This window comes from Paraferrimonas haliotis, assembly GCF_002282895.1.
In the GTDB taxonomy this organism is placed as follows: Bacteria; Pseudomonadota; Gammaproteobacteria; order Enterobacterales; family Shewanellaceae; genus Paraferrimonas; species Paraferrimonas haliotis.
The window spans coordinates 317,713-330,835 of sequence record NZ_NRRB01000004.1 but is presented as its reverse complement, the minus strand read 5'-3'; the positions used below and the strand labels follow the sequence as shown (position 1 = coordinate 330,835).

Below are 13,123 nucleotides of genomic sequence, written 5' to 3'. Positions count from 1 at the left end.
ATTGAACAATACAACGAAAACCATCTTAATCACCGGTGCCAGTTCCGGCCTTGGTGAGGAAATGGCCCGCCAGTTCGCTCAAAAAGGATACCAGCTGGCCTTGTGTGCTCGGCGCGTGGAAAGATTACAAGCGCTGAAACAAGAGCTGGAGCAAGCCTATCCGAGCGTTAAGGTGTCTATAAAAGCGCTTGATGTTAATGAGGATGATCAGGTCAGCGAGGTGTTTGAGGCGTTTGCTGATGAGTTTGGCACCCTTAACAAAATCATTGTAAATGCCGGTATGGGTAAAGGGGCTCGATTAGGCACGGGTAAATACTACGCCAATAAGCAAACGGCCATGACCAATTTCGTGGCGGCACTGTGTCAGTGTGAAGCCGCTTTGGCCATATTTAGGCGTCAACAACACGGGCAACTGGTGTGTGTATCGTCGGTCAGTGCGGTGAGAGGTTTTGGTGGCACCATGAGCGTCTATGCAGCCACTAAAGCCGGCTTTAGCGCGTTAGCCGAAGGCATTCGCATGGATTTAGCAAAAACACCGATTCGAGTAACCTTGTTGCACCCAGGCTACATTGACAGCGAAATCAGCGAAATGTCTAACAGGCGCCCGTTTAGTGTGTCGACTCAACAAGGCGTAAAACACATGGTGGCAGCCATAGAAGCCAACAAAAAGCGGGCGTTTGTGCCCGCTTGGCCATGGTTGCCCGTGGCGTGGATTTTGCGTTGGTTGCCGGCAAGCTTGATCGCTAAAATGACCTAACTTTGCAATTGCACTTGGGCGGGCTCGCCTTGGCTGAGTGCATCTTCGTTATTAATGTAACCTTGGAAACCATCGATACCCGTGTCGTATAGCTTGAGCAATTGATCTTGGTTCTCAATGGCGGTAGCGTATACCGGTATTTCAAGGTTATGAACGGTATTACACACAATGGTCACCATTTGTAAACTGTCTTGATCGCTGGCTAAACACAAGGCCGGTGACAGCTTGACGTAGGCGGGTCTGAGTTTAGCGATGTAATCAAGGTTGATGCCAGCGTTACCGATGTTGTCTATACCAAATGGAATATTAAGGGAGCGGATGATCTTGATAAACGACATGACCGTTTGCGGTTCCCGTTGGTAATAAGTCTCTGGAAACTCAAACTGAATCTTAGCAATTTGAGCGGCAGTCAAACTGGCGAGTCGACTTAAAAACAGCGTATCTTGGATGGTACTTAAGGATACATTGAGCGACATTCTGGCATCGAGCTCTTTGGTTAAAGCATCCTCAAGCACCGCTAGGTCTAACTCGGTACCGAGATTGAATTGTTCAATAACGGGCAAGAAGCTGCCGGCATTCATGGTTTTATCTACTTCGTCGTTCAAACGGGCATAGAGTTCGTAATGCAGGGCATGACCTCCAATGCTGGTGACCAGCGGTTGATGCTCTACTAAGACCGCCTTCTTACGAATGCGATCTTTTAAAAGGGCAACCCATTCTTGACCGGTACGCATGATCTCAAGCTGTTCGTTTTGAGCGCGCCAACTGTAGCCATTAACCGATTCGGTTTCGACCTTACGCAGCATATTATCAACGCGAGTCAATAAGCTCGAAGCGTTGTCTTGCGGTTGGATAACGCATCCGGCAATCGCAAATATCTCTTGGTTAGGGGATATGCCTTGCTCATGGAGCTTTTTAAGCTGCTCTACGCAAAGTTTGATTTGAGCGTTGATATCGCCGGGCAGAACCGCAGGAATGAGCACACAGAATTCGTTCTCCGACAGCCTTCCTAACAAGGGTTGGAACTTTCTAAAATTGGCGTCTAGGCTTTTGATGGAGGCTTTGACTAAATCGTTATAAACCGGAAAGCCATAATTCTTTCTAATGCGGTCCGGTTGAGCTAAGCGCAACATAATGATTGCGTATTGCTGTTTACGTTCAGCGATACGGCCTTCAATTTGCTGAATGGTGTGACGTCGGTTACTGATTCCGGTTTCTGGATCCAGTTGCACTTGGTTCTTCAAACTCTGTACTTGACTGGCATTGTCTTTAAAACGCTTATAGATGATGTCGCTCAGGTGATTAATGGCTTCAATGGCATTACGCAATTCTCGCGCCTTGGGTAATTCGCTGCGAAAGGTGAAATCGCGATTCTCAATGGCTTTTGCTTGGCGCTCAATAGCGGCTAATGGTTTCACCAACTTACGTAAAATGAGCGTCGCCACCATGCCAATGAAAATAATAGCCAATGCATAAATTAACACTAATCGCTTAAACAGAACCCACACTTGATCGGTAATATGAAAGGGGTTGCTGACGATGGTTAAATTCGCTTGAGAGCCATCTTGAAGCGCTAATTGTATGCGGTTTTCGAAGGACTCGCTGGTGAACAGGCCTGCAAACCAATTGGGTGCTCGAGAGCCGCTGATCACTGAATTTTCTTGAAAGGTTGAGGTTGGCGAAAAAAGCTCTAATTCGATGGATTTAATGTTGGGGTTGCTGTGCGCTTGTTTGAGCAAAGTGGGCACAAAACTAATGAACGAACTTTCAGGTTGGCTTTGCAAGCTTAATTGAGCAATTTGCTCGACCTGATCGACGATGGAAAACTGCTCTTCTAGCAGTTTGCTTTGCATCGTGTTTAGGTTTACAAACAACATCAAACCAAAACCAATACAACTGACTAACCAAACAAGGGCAAGTAACTGACGTTGCAGGCTCATAAAAAGCATACTCCTTTATGCGTAATCGCGATGCTGCTGCGATAATAGTAAGAATTATTATCCTGCTATAGTATCGTTTGATGCATTAAATTGAAATATTAATACCAATAAAGCGACAGAAACTAAGATTATCGGTTGCAAGCCTAGTGAAGGCTTTGGTATTACTAAGCGATGAACGCGTTGTCTCCAGCCTTGCAGTAGGAATTTTCATGATATCTAACGCCCGTCTTTCGTTACTGAGCCTCTCCCTTATTGGTCTGTTATCGCCCCTAGCTCATGGTGCCGATGAATCTTTTGAACAATGTAAAGTACGATTGAGTAATGCCGCAATTCAAGCCGGTGTTAGCCAATCATTTGTTGATAACACCATGGTGGATGTGGCACCGATTAAGCGCACCTTAGCGTTGGACTCCAGTCAGCCCGAGTTTCGAGAGACCTTTGCTGAGTACATGCTAAAGCGGATCACAGACTGGCGTGTGCAAGAAGGACGAAGGCTGTATCAAAAGCATCATGAGTTACTCAAAACCCTCACTCATGAATATGGCGTTCCCGGGCAATACCTGATTGCCTTTTGGGGGCTTGAAACCAACTTCGGCAGCTATAAAGGCAAAATGCCAACGGTTAATGCCATCGCCACGTTGGCGTGCGATCAACGACGAAGAGATTATTTCACCCAGGAGTTTGTGGAAGTCATGAAGCTGGCTGAAAATAATGGTTTCAAGCCACACAGCTTGCAGGGCAGTTGGGCGGGTGCGGTGGGACACACCCAGTTTATGCCTACCGCGTACAACGCTTATGCAGTAGATGGTGATGGCGATGGTGTGATAGACCTTTGGAACAGCGAAATTGACGCCTTAACGTCTGCGGCCAACTTTTTGCAGCAATTGGGTTGGAAATCCGGTGAACGATGGGGTCGGGAAGTGGTTATTCCCAACAATTACAACATTGATAATCTGGGCCGTGCTCATCGTCAACCCTTGTCGTATTGGCGTGAACAAGGGCTCGTACAAGCCAATGGTGTAGCGATCCCTAAGCTGGAGATGGAAGCGGGTTTATTGCTGCCATTGGGCTATAAAGGACCCGCATTTTTAACCTATCATAATTTTGATGTGATCATGCGTTGGAATCGTTCCGAATCCTATGCACTGAGTGTAGGGCATCTTGCCAATCGAATAGCCGGAGGCGGTGGCTTGCAGGTCAATTTAGCCAAATTTCCTAAGCTAAGAGTGGAACAACTTGAACAGGTTCAGCAACAACTGAATTTGAAAGGCTATGATGTGGGTAAGCCGGATGGTCGTCTAGGGCCTAAAACTCGTGCGGGTATTCAAGCATATCAAAGAGACCACAAACTCATGGCTGACGGTTACCCGAATCAACAGTTTATCGGTTATCTGCTGAAGTGAGGCGGTGCAGCGACTATAAAAAGCCAGAGCGAATGCTCTGGCTTTTTTTTTGAAGGCTATGCTTCGTCGTGCAATTCAGTTTTAGGCGCCATTTGAATGATCGAGAAAATATCTCTTTTAGTGGCTTTCGTAGCAAAAAACCAACGACGCACAATGTCAAAAGATGGCATGCTTTTGCCGCTTTCAATATTCCTGACGTACCTATCAGAAATACCAATTTGTTGGGCTAGCTTCTCCTGACTGAGTTTACTCTTGATACGCAGCTCGTTTAGTGCTTGCGCTATACTCGTTTTATCTACTGCTGTTTTCGGCATAGTCTTTTGAACTCATAAAAACACCCGAAGGTGATGAATTTTGACAACCACAAATGCCCCTAGGCTTGGTCATCCGACGAACCGCTCGTTAGTCATAGAAAACACTTTAACAACTTGAGCTTGCGATTGAGTCTAATGAACTCATCCGCCGATTAGCAAGTCCATTCAATGCTTAAGGATAAAAATGATAACTGGGCTAAATTTTTCCGTGGAAATGCGGAATTTTATTGCAATATTTTTACAATAGCGCAACAGCTTTATATATTCCAATTGAACGGAATTTTAAATCCGTGTTTAGAGAAGTTTGAACCAGTTCAAACGGCGGTTAAAAATTGATCGCTGCCAGCAGTGTGCGACAGCGATCATTGCTTTAGCTACGACTGGTCACTTCCAGTAGGTGATAGCCAAATTGCGTTTGCACGGGACCTTGAACGGTATTCAGTGGCGCAGAGAATACCACTTTATCAAATTCCGCAACCATCATGCCGGGGCCAAATGTACCTAATTCGCCGCCTTGCTGTCCTGATGGGCAATTTGAATGTTGTTTGGCTACTTCTGCAAACTCGGCGCCTTGCTCAATTTGGCTTTTAAGTTCTAAACATTTGGCTTCGCTGTCGACCAATATGTGACGTGCACTCGCTTGAGACATTGTATTTCCTTAACGGTTACTTTTTGGATGGGGTTGATGGCTTCATGTCGGCCATGATTTGCACCACTTCGTGATAGCTCATATTAAGCTCTTTAGCGGTGTTAATGATTTTACTTTTATAGGTCTGAATCTGTTCTTTTTTAAGAGCCAACCGTTGCATCTCTTCCAGCACTTGATTACTCGCTTGAATAAGCAATAACATGCGCTTTTCACTGTACTCCAGTTCGCGAATGCACGCTGCCATTTGCTCTTTGGTTCTGGCACTACTGAGATCCGAGTTTACACTTTTATGTTGAAACTCTTCTAAAGAAGCTACGGCTTCCTCGAGTGAAAGGGGTGTGCTCATAATGCTCGCTTGTAAACTTGATTGGTTAAAAACGGTCTTAACTTGGATGTTATCTTATATTAGTTTAGCGCTTCTATAAAAAGATCAACAAATTCAATTAAATTAGTGCTATTTTTGAATAGGTGAACAGGATGTTAAGGAAGGGTTGCCGTGAACGATCTATTACCGGACTTGTTTGATCAATTTGCCGATAAAATTCATTGGGTTAGTAGTAGTTACCGCAGCTTTGGTGGCCACCAATGTTTTTACGGGCCTATTGAAACAGTGAAGTGTTTCGAAGATAACTCGAAAGTAAAGTCGTTATTGAATCAACCAGGACAAGGACGGGTGTTGGTGGTTGATGGTGGCGGCTCCATGCGCAGGGCATTGCTTGGTGATCTGATTGCTGCGTCAGCCATCGCTAACGGTTGGGCTGGGGTGATTATTAATGGCTGTATAAGGGATGCCGGTGAAATAGCTGACATGGCAATAGGCGTGCAAGCTTTAGGTACCGCCCCCATTAAAACCGAAAAGTTGGGTGTGGGCATCGTGGGAGAAACCATCGAGTTAAATAACATTAAGATTCGTTCGGGACAGTGGATATACGCCGATTTAAACGGTATTGCGGTATCTGAGAGCCAATTAGAGATAGAGTAAGTTTATTAGCTAGACTGAGCTGTAAGGGCTAGAAAAAGGAAGAATAATGAAAGCAATTAAAACCATAGGTCTGATTTTCATCTTAGTTGTGTTGTTGGGGGTGGGTTATATCATCGCCTTTGTAGATGTTAATGATTTTAAGCCACAAATTACCGATGCTGCGGCTGAGCAGACCGGACGACAGTTATTAATTAAGGACGACATCGAACTGCGATTTTTTCCAAGCCTGGGCATCACCATGGGTGGCATTGAGTTAGCGAACGCAGAAGGGGTGAGCGATGATCCTTTGTTTTACGCTGAAAGGCTGCAAGCGGACGTAGAGTTGCTGCCGCTATTAAAAGGGCAACTTCGCGTTGGTGAACTTATTTTCAGCGGTATTGCGGTGAATATGATAACCCTAACCGATGGCCGCTCCAGTTTAGATGGCATGGTTTCAAAATCCACTGAAGCGCAAGAGCCCGACGAAAAAGCACCTCAACAAACAGCCTCGACCGACGCTTCTATGTCATTAGCAGAACTGTCCATTGAGGGGATATTGTTTGAGAACGCCCGCATCGTTGTTGATAATCAACAGCAGGGCAGTCGCTCGCAAATTGATCTTAACGAATTCCGATTGCAACGCTTTAGTCCAGGTGTCGATAGCGACTTTAGCATTAACCTAGCGGTGGATACGGGCGACAACCAAATTGCGCTGCTGTTTAATGGCATCTTAAACATAGATAAAGGATTAACACTCATCGCCATGAGCGACACCAAAATGAACACCACCGTATCCGGTAAAGGGTTTGAACAAGCGCCTTTGGTGGTGGAAAACAGCCAAGACATGCAGTTGGACTTAGCCAACAGCATGGCACGCTTAAGCAATTTTAAAGGCACATTACTTGATATCAACATGAGCGGTGCTTTAGATGTTGATTACGGTGCTAAGGTACCCAATATTGCGCTGCAATTGGACATTGGTGATGTGGATTTAGATGCGTTGGCCGGCTCTCAACCGAAAAAGGAAACCGCTGCAGAAGGCTCCGATACGACGGCATCAACGGAGCCTGAGGTTGAGCCAGACTTGTCAGCATTAAGTTTAGTTAACTTCGAAGGTAAGGTTACGGTTACCCAAGTGAAAGCGGCGGGCCTGACTACCAATAATTGGAAGGTAAATACAGAGCTTAAAGACGGTGTATTAACCCTATCGCAACTGTCAGCTGATTTGTACGAGGGTACATTGTTGACTACCGCGACCCTAGATGCTACCGGCACAATAGCCAAGTATCGGTTTGATGAGAAGCTGACCGGAGTACAAATACAGCCATTGATGAAAGACTTTATGGACATGGATTTTGTCACGGGCAGCGCCAATATTGCGGTTAAGGGCAGCGGCTCGTCGTTAAAGCCAACTGCACTTAAGAAGAACTTGCTGGCCAATGGCAACTTCAAAGTGACCGATGGATCGCTTTATGGCATTAACATTCCTCAAAAAATTCGAGAAGGACAAGCAGCACTTAAAGGGGATTTCTCTAAAACCCAAGCGGAACAAAAAACCGACTTCACCGCATTAACCGGTAGCTTTAGCAGCAAGAATGGCGTAATCACTAATCCCGATTTATTAATGGTGAGTCCATTATTGCGAGTGAGTGGTGATGGCGATGCGGACATCGTAAATGAGCAGGTAGATTACACGGTTGCAGCGAAAGTTGTAGGCAGTCTCGATGGCCAAGGTGGCAACACCGACATGAAGGGTCTTACGGTGCCAATCAATATTAAAGGCTCTTTTAACAACCCTAAAATTGGTTTAGACAGCGACAGCCTAATGAAGCAACGAGTAGACGAAGAAAAGAATAAACTTAAAGACAAATTATTCAAACGCTTCGGCGGTTAATCGTCAGAGTCATAAATAATAAAGCCCCTAACGCCATTGGCCTTAGGGGCTTTTTATTGGGATGATTCCGCTTGTCTAAACGTTTACTTTGGTAATGTCGACGTGCACTTTCAATCGTTGCCCAGGTTGAAGATATTTACTGTCAAATTGATTCCATTGCTTGAGTTGCTTAACGGTTACGTTAAAGCGAGAAGCAATGAGTGACAGAGAATCCCCTTTGCGAACACGATAGGTAATGGTTCTGATGACGCCGTTGCTGGTTACTTTTGCACTGTTGCTATAAACCACTAGGGTACGACCCGGGCGTAGAGGTGCGTTTTCTGCCATGTTGTTCCAGCGGGCAATCTTTTTATACGACACATTGTATTGCTGGCCAATTTTCCACAACGAGTCACCCGCTTGAATTACGTGGTTAATCTTATTAGGCGCGCTGGCGGCCTGAGCGGCTTGTTGACGCTGGGCTAAGCTTAGCGGGTATTGGCTCAAATCTTTGGCCGCAACCGGTATCAGTAGGTGTTTACCGGCAACGATCCGATTGTTATTCATGCCGTTAATTTGCTTAATGATGTCAACGGACGTCTTATGGCGCTGAGCTATCACACTCAAACTGTCGCCATTTTTAATTTGATACCGCTGCCACTTGATTCGCGCGTTAGCATCGGTATTAGCAAGAGCGTTATTAAAGGTTTCGACGCGGTCGATGGGTAACAATATATTGTGAGGCCCATTGGGTGAAGTGGCCCATTGCATATAGCCACTGTTGAGTTTTTGTAACTCTTGAACCGACATGTTGGCCATGTCGGCGGCAAACGCTAAGTCAATTTGCGATCCGGCATCCACCGCTTCAACCACAGGCTTGTTGGCGATTGGAAATAAAGTAATGCCGTATTGGTCTGGGTTTTTAATGACATCGGCCAACGCCAATAATTGCGGAACGTATTTTTCGGTCTCACTGGGCAGATTAAGCGACCAAAAATCGGTGGCTAATCCTTGCTGTTTATTGCGTCGAATAGAGCGCATTACTCGCCCTTCGCCACTGTTGTAGGCCGCAACGGCGTAGAGCCAGTTGTTGTCGAGACGGCGGTATAGGTATTCCAGCATGTCCAATGCTGCATCTGTGGCGGCGATAACGTCATGGCGACCGTCGTACCACCAATCCATGTGCAACCCAAAGTGCTTGGCCGTGGGCTTAGTGAATTGCCAAAAGCCAGACGCGCCTACGTGTGATATGGCGTAGGGTGCGAAGGCACTTTCAATAATGGGTAATAACGCCAACTCCATAGGCAAGCCACGAGCCTCTACTTGTTCCATAATGTAGTACATGTATGGCTCGGCGCGTTTGCTGACTCTGGCTAAGTGTTTCGGGTTACGTTTGTACCAGTTCTCGAAGGTTTGAACCCGTTTATTTTGCGGGATGGGCATGTGCATTTGCATGCGCATACGTTGCCATACGTCCTCAATGACCACGGCTTGCTCTGTTTTAACAGGCTCTTTGGGCGGCGTTTCGACCACTGCCGCATTCGCTGGTGCGGTGTTTGTAGGCTCGGTAGGGAGAGGCTCAGGTTGCTTTGTAATTGTGCTTGAACTTTGACAGCCGGCCAGTAGCAGAGCGGCAACGAGTGCAGTAGGAACAAATTGTCGCATGAAAAAACTGATTCCCGAAATAATGTGATTGCAAAAAAGGGCTATAATAACGTTTTTGTTAAGCGCTGTCTTTCCACTGTCGCAGTAATTTGAAGGCGGTAACGCTATCATTCACCGGCTGTTGGCTATGACGGGCAATACTTTCTTGCACCGACGGCAAATGGCATCGTAGAAATGGGTTGATTTTCAATTCGTTGGCTATACTGGAGGGTAAAGAAGGGCGTTCAAGTTTACGCCAGTCTTGAACTTGTTGTTGATAATGTATCAACGCCTGGTTGCTAGGCTCAACCGCTTTGGCAAAGGACAAATTGGCACTGGTGTATTCGTGTGTACAAAACACTTGGGTTGAAGCAGGAAGCTTGGCCAACCGTTGTAACGATGCATGCATTTGCTCCGCAGTGCCTTCAAATAAGCGCCCACAGCCGCCACTGAACAGAGTATCGCCACAAAAGAGTTTGTCGTCACCAAGATAACAAATGTGGTCGAGGGTATGGCCTGGTGTGGCGATCACCGTCAACTCAAGATCTAAGCCACTCAAATAGATGGCGCTGCCATGGTGTAAGGCTTTGTAATCGACGTCGAGTTGGCAATGCTCGCTGGCATAAATGGTTAAGTCGCCATTACAAAAATCAATCAGGTCGGTTAGGCCATTGGTGTGATCCCAGTGGTGGTGGGTTATCAGTACCGCCTCCAGCACTAACTTGTTCTCTTTAAGGTAGGTGATGACTTCTTGGGCACTGCCTGGGTCAACCACGACGCAACGGTCATTGTTATCTTGATGCAAACACCAAATGTAATTATCGGAAAATGCGGCGATGGCGTCGACTTGTATCATAACGTCCTCAAAATGAGCTGAAATCTAACTCAGTTTACTGAGTGTTGGGCTTGCTTGTATAGTCTATTTCGGCCTAATCTAACTCTGGTTAGCGACAAAAGGAACTGCTTGTGTTTGAAAAGCCTTTACAGTGGCAGCAATTAGCAAACGGCTTGATCATTCAACAGCAAGTGCAGCAGGCCGTTGAGCCTTGGCTTCGCTCATTTGTTGGCGAACACTTGTTGAAGTTTGGAGCATTATCAGCTGCGATTGATTCGCAATCCTGCCCGGTTAAACGCCATTTCAGTGGTTATAACGATGGCGACGTCGATATTCGCTTTACACCGGAGTGCTTGCCCATTCAAAGCCACAGCATTGATGTTGGCTTGATGAGCTTTGTTCTCGATTTTGAAGCGGACCCCCACGCATTGCTGAGAGAATTAGACCGCACAATAATTGCGGGCGGGCATTTAATCATTGTTGGTTTTAATCCGCTTAGTGGCCTACTTCTTGGTCAGGCGCTGCCCAATAAGCGCAAGCAGTTTCCTTGGTGCGGCCGCTTTTTCTTAAGCGCTCGTATCTGCGATTGGTTGAGTTTATTGGGTTATCAGGTAATTGATAACCAACGCATGTTGCCTCACCACTTGCTCACACCGATGAATCCTCAGGGCAAATTACAGCAGTTTGCTGATCGACACTTTGGTTACGCGGGCAGTGTTTACATGATTGTGGCTAAGAAAGTGAGCTTACCCTTGACGCCAATTCGCAAGCGTCAACGGCTTAAATCGCGCAAATGGCAATCGATTCCATCTGCAGGAAGGTACAACAAAACAAAGAGTTAGGTTTAATCGTTCTCAATATTGCGTATGGGTGATACGCTTTATTGAGAACCTTCGTAACCCTGATCAATTTCAGTTGCTTGGTCTTCAGCGGCGGCTCTTGCCAAATCGTCGACCCGCTCATTTAACGGATGGCCAGAGTGACCTTTAACCCATTTCCACTCAATCTGATGCTGCTGTTGCACCGCATCTAAGCGTTTCCATAAATCAACGTTTTTTACCGGTTGTTTGGACGCGGTTTTCCAATCTTTCTTCTTCCAACCGTGAATCCATTGAGTAATACCTTGGCGCAGATACTGGCTATCGGTAGTGAGAACTACGTTACAAGGCTCTTTTAATGATTCCAGTGCCACCACCGCTGCCAGCATTTCCATGCGGTTATTGGTGGTCAAGCGATAGCCTTTGGCTAATTCTTTTTGGTGTTGTTTGTAAATTAACACGATGCCATAACCGCCCGGGCCGGGATTTCCAAGGCAGGAACCATCGGTGTAGACAGTTATCGTTTTGCGTGGGCGCATTTGCTTGTTACCATGTTAGCCAGTCTTTATTCCATTGGACACTGAGCAACATACTAAAGGCCTATGTCACAAGCAACTAATACTCGACAAATCATTCTTGATACCGAAACCACAGGTATGAACCAAGGCAGCGGTCCTCATTATTTAGGGCATCGCATCATTGAAATTGGCGCCGTAGAGGTCATTAATCGCCGTTTAACAGGGCGTACCTATCATCAATACATTAATCCACAAATGCCCATTGATGAAGAAGCCATTGGCGTTCACGGCATTACCGACGAACGAGTAATGAACGAGCCTTTGTTTGAACAGATTGCCGATGAGTTTATCGCCTTCATTGATGGTGCTGAGCTGGTGGCTCATAACGCCCCCTTTGATGTGGGCTTTATGGATCTGGAATTCTCCATGCTGAATCGCGGCGAGATTAAAACCGCCAATCTTTGTAAGGTGACCGATTCACTGGATCTGGCCAAACGTTTATTTCCAGGCCAGAAAAACAACCTCGATGCCTTGTGTAAACGCTACGGCATCGATAACAGCCACCGTACCTTGCACGGGGCGTTGTTGGATGCGGAAATTCTAGCGGACGTTTACCTGCTTATGACCGGCGGCCAAACTAAGCTGAATTGGTCGGAGCAGGGGGGCGGTGACCAAGAACTTTCCATTCGTCGCATCGACAGTAACCGCTCGCCTCTTAAGGTGGTGAGTGCAACTGAGCAAGAGTTAGTCGAACATCAACAACGGTTAAAGGTGTTTGCCGACAAGCATGGCTGTTTATGGGAGCAAGGTTAGCCATTTATCACTCTAATTTTGTTCAATACTTGGCTAAGTTTGCGTCGTTTGTCGATTTTTTGAGTAAACGAACAAATTGTTTCTTAAAAAGGGTTGACGCTTTGAGCGTGCAACCGTATTATTCAGCCCGCACTTGAGAGTGGAGCGGTAGTTCAGTTGGTTAGAATACCGGCCTGTCACGCCGGGGGTCGCGGGTTCGAGTCCCGTCCGCTCCGCCACTTCAAGTTGCACGTTAAGCCCATGTGGAGCGGTAGTTCAGTTGGTTAGAATACCGGCCTGTCACGCCGGGGGTCGCGGGTTCGAGTCCCGTCCGCTCCGCCACAGCTTAACAAGATTTAAGCCCATGTGGAGCGGTAGTTCAGTTGGTTAGAATACCGGCCTGTCACGCCGGGGGTCGCGGGTTCGAGTCCCGTCCGCTCCGCCACGACTTAGTTACGTTGAGACCATGTGGAGCGGTAGTTCAGTTGGTTAGAATACCGGCCTGTCACGCCGGGGGTCGCGGGTTCGAGTCCCGTCCGCTCCGCCACTCTCATAAGAGACAAAGCCTGCCTTGAGCAGGTTTTTTTGTGCCTGAAATTCAGTAGACGGGTAGCAGCCA

Annotated in this window: 13 protein-coding genes and 4 tRNA genes; 10 read left to right on the top strand and 7 right to left on the bottom strand. The window is 46.7% G+C overall.

Annotated features, from left to right (window positions below):
• Position 1 precedes the first annotated feature (1 nt).
• Positions 2-757: an SDR family oxidoreductase gene (locus CLC91_RS10635; protein ID WP_095499283.1), complete on the top strand. Its 756-nt coding sequence runs from the start codon at positions 2-4 to the stop codon at positions 755-757.
• On the opposite strand, the gene CLC91_RS10630 is transcribed toward CLC91_RS10635, so the two are convergent.
• The gene (locus CLC91_RS10630) at positions 754-2,697 is read right to left on the bottom strand and encodes an EAL domain-containing protein (RefSeq protein ID WP_158220727.1); all 1,944 of its coding nucleotides are present in this window, start codon (positions 2,695-2,697) and stop codon (positions 754-756) included. The two genes, CLC91_RS10635 and CLC91_RS10630, sit on opposite strands and share 4 nt — an antisense overlap.
• 209 nt (positions 2,698-2,906) lie before the next feature.
• Between CLC91_RS10630 and CLC91_RS10625 the strand changes: the two genes are divergently transcribed.
• The gene (locus tag CLC91_RS10625) at positions 2,907-4,100 is read left to right on the top strand and encodes a lytic murein transglycosylase (protein WP_095499285.1); all 1,194 of its coding nucleotides are present in this window, start codon (positions 2,907-2,909) and stop codon (positions 4,098-4,100) included.
• A 56-nt stretch (positions 4,101-4,156) separates the two neighbouring features.
• Here CLC91_RS10625 and CLC91_RS10620 read toward each other — a convergent pair whose 3' ends face one another.
• The 3 genes from CLC91_RS10620 to CLC91_RS10610 form a co-directional block, all read right to left on the bottom strand.
• A complete protein-coding gene (locus CLC91_RS10620) occupies positions 4,157-4,414 on the bottom strand; it encodes a helix-turn-helix domain-containing protein (RefSeq protein ID WP_095499286.1) in 258 nt (85 codons plus the stop codon).
• 370 nt (positions 4,415-4,784) lie between these two features.
• Positions 4,785-5,063, bottom strand: a complete 279-nt coding sequence (locus tag CLC91_RS10615) for a peptidylprolyl isomerase (RefSeq protein WP_095499287.1) — start codon at positions 5,061-5,063, stop codon at positions 4,785-4,787.
• Positions 5,064-5,079: 16 nt separating this feature from the next.
• Entirely contained in the window at positions 5,080-5,409 is a 330-nt protein-coding gene (locus tag CLC91_RS10610; RefSeq protein ID WP_095499288.1) for a hypothetical protein, read from the bottom strand.
• Positions 5,410-5,559: 150 nt separating this feature from the next.
• Between CLC91_RS10610 and CLC91_RS10605 the strand changes: the two genes are divergently transcribed.
• Complete coding sequence (locus tag CLC91_RS10605; protein ID WP_095499289.1) at positions 5,560-6,045, top strand: putative 4-hydroxy-4-methyl-2-oxoglutarate aldolase; 486 nt, start codon at positions 5,560-5,562, stop codon at positions 6,043-6,045.
• A gap of 46 nt (positions 6,046-6,091) precedes the next feature.
• Positions 6,092-7,918, top strand: a complete 1,827-nt coding sequence (locus CLC91_RS10600; protein ID WP_095499290.1) for an AsmA family protein — start codon at positions 6,092-6,094, stop codon at positions 7,916-7,918.
• Between the two features lie 75 nt (positions 7,919-7,993).
• On the opposite strand, the gene CLC91_RS10595 is transcribed toward CLC91_RS10600, so the two are convergent.
• Entirely contained in the window at positions 7,994-9,562 is a 1,569-nt protein-coding gene (locus CLC91_RS10595; protein WP_095499291.1) for a lytic transglycosylase, read from the bottom strand.
• Between the two features lie 58 nt (positions 9,563-9,620).
• Positions 9,621-10,397 (bottom strand): hydroxyacylglutathione hydrolase, encoded by a 777-nt coding sequence (gene gloB / locus CLC91_RS10590; RefSeq protein WP_095500414.1) that lies wholly within the window; start codon positions 10,395-10,397, stop codon positions 9,621-9,623.
• 110 nt (positions 10,398-10,507) lie between these two features.
• Between gloB and CLC91_RS10585 the strand changes: the two genes are divergently transcribed.
• The gene (locus tag CLC91_RS10585; RefSeq protein WP_095500413.1) at positions 10,508-11,218 is read left to right on the top strand and encodes a class I SAM-dependent methyltransferase; all 711 of its coding nucleotides are present in this window, start codon (positions 10,508-10,510) and stop codon (positions 11,216-11,218) included.
• A 38-nt stretch (positions 11,219-11,256) separates the two neighbouring features.
• Here CLC91_RS10585 and rnhA read toward each other — a convergent pair whose 3' ends face one another.
• Positions 11,257-11,733 (bottom strand): ribonuclease HI, encoded by a 477-nt coding sequence (gene rnhA, locus CLC91_RS10580; protein ID WP_095499294.1) that lies wholly within the window; start codon positions 11,731-11,733, stop codon positions 11,257-11,259.
• Between the two features lie 63 nt (positions 11,734-11,796).
• Here rnhA and dnaQ point away from each other — a divergent pair, with 63 nt between their 5' ends.
• From dnaQ to CLC91_RS10555, 5 genes are all read left to right on the top strand, one after another.
• On the top strand, positions 11,797-12,525 hold the full coding sequence (gene dnaQ / locus CLC91_RS10575; protein ID WP_095499295.1) for a DNA polymerase III subunit epsilon: 729 nt from the start codon (positions 11,797-11,799) through the stop codon (positions 12,523-12,525).
• 141 nt (positions 12,526-12,666) lie between these two features.
• Positions 12,667-12,743: transfer RNA gene (locus tag CLC91_RS10570), tRNA-Asp, on the top strand.
• A gap of 26 nt (positions 12,744-12,769) precedes the next feature.
• Positions 12,770-12,846 (top strand) — tRNA-Asp (locus CLC91_RS10565).
• 26 nt (positions 12,847-12,872) lie between these two features.
• Positions 12,873-12,949, top strand: a tRNA-Asp gene (locus CLC91_RS10560).
• Positions 12,950-12,974: 25 nt separating this feature from the next.
• A tRNA-Asp gene (locus CLC91_RS10555) sits at positions 12,975-13,051 on the top strand.
• Positions 13,052-13,123: the final 72 nt, after the last annotated feature.

Excerpts from the sequence above, each read along its gene's own strand:
- gloB (WP_095500414.1), bottom strand. The coding sequence starts at position 10,397 with ATGATACAAGTCGACGCCATCGCCGCATTTTCCGATAATTACATTTGG.
- CLC91_RS10610 (WP_095499288.1), bottom strand. The coding sequence starts at position 5,409 with ATGAGCACACCCCTTTCACTCGAGGAAGCCGTAGCTTCTTTAGAAGAG.
- CLC91_RS10625 (WP_095499285.1), top strand. The coding sequence starts at position 2,907 with ATGATATCTAACGCCCGTCTTTCGTTACTGAGCCTCTCCCTTATTGGT.
- rnhA (WP_095499294.1), bottom strand. The coding sequence starts at position 11,733 with ATGCGCCCACGCAAAACGATAACTGTCTACACCGATGGTTCCTGCCTT.
- CLC91_RS10595 (WP_095499291.1), bottom strand. The coding sequence starts at position 9,562 with ATGCGACAATTTGTTCCTACTGCACTCGTTGCCGCTCTGCTACTGGCC.
- CLC91_RS10630 (WP_158220727.1), bottom strand. The coding sequence starts at position 2,697 with ATGAGCCTGCAACGTCAGTTACTTGCCCTTGTTTGGTTAGTCAGTTGT.
- dnaQ (WP_095499295.1), top strand. The coding sequence starts at position 11,797 with ATGTCACAAGCAACTAATACTCGACAAATCATTCTTGATACCGAAACC.
- CLC91_RS10600 (WP_095499290.1), top strand. The coding sequence starts at position 6,092 with ATGAAAGCAATTAAAACCATAGGTCTGATTTTCATCTTAGTTGTGTTG.
- CLC91_RS10615 (WP_095499287.1), bottom strand. The coding sequence starts at position 5,063 with ATGTCTCAAGCGAGTGCACGTCACATATTGGTCGACAGCGAAGCCAAA.
- CLC91_RS10620 (WP_095499286.1), bottom strand. The coding sequence starts at position 4,414 with ATGCCGAAAACAGCAGTAGATAAAACGAGTATAGCGCAAGCACTAAAC.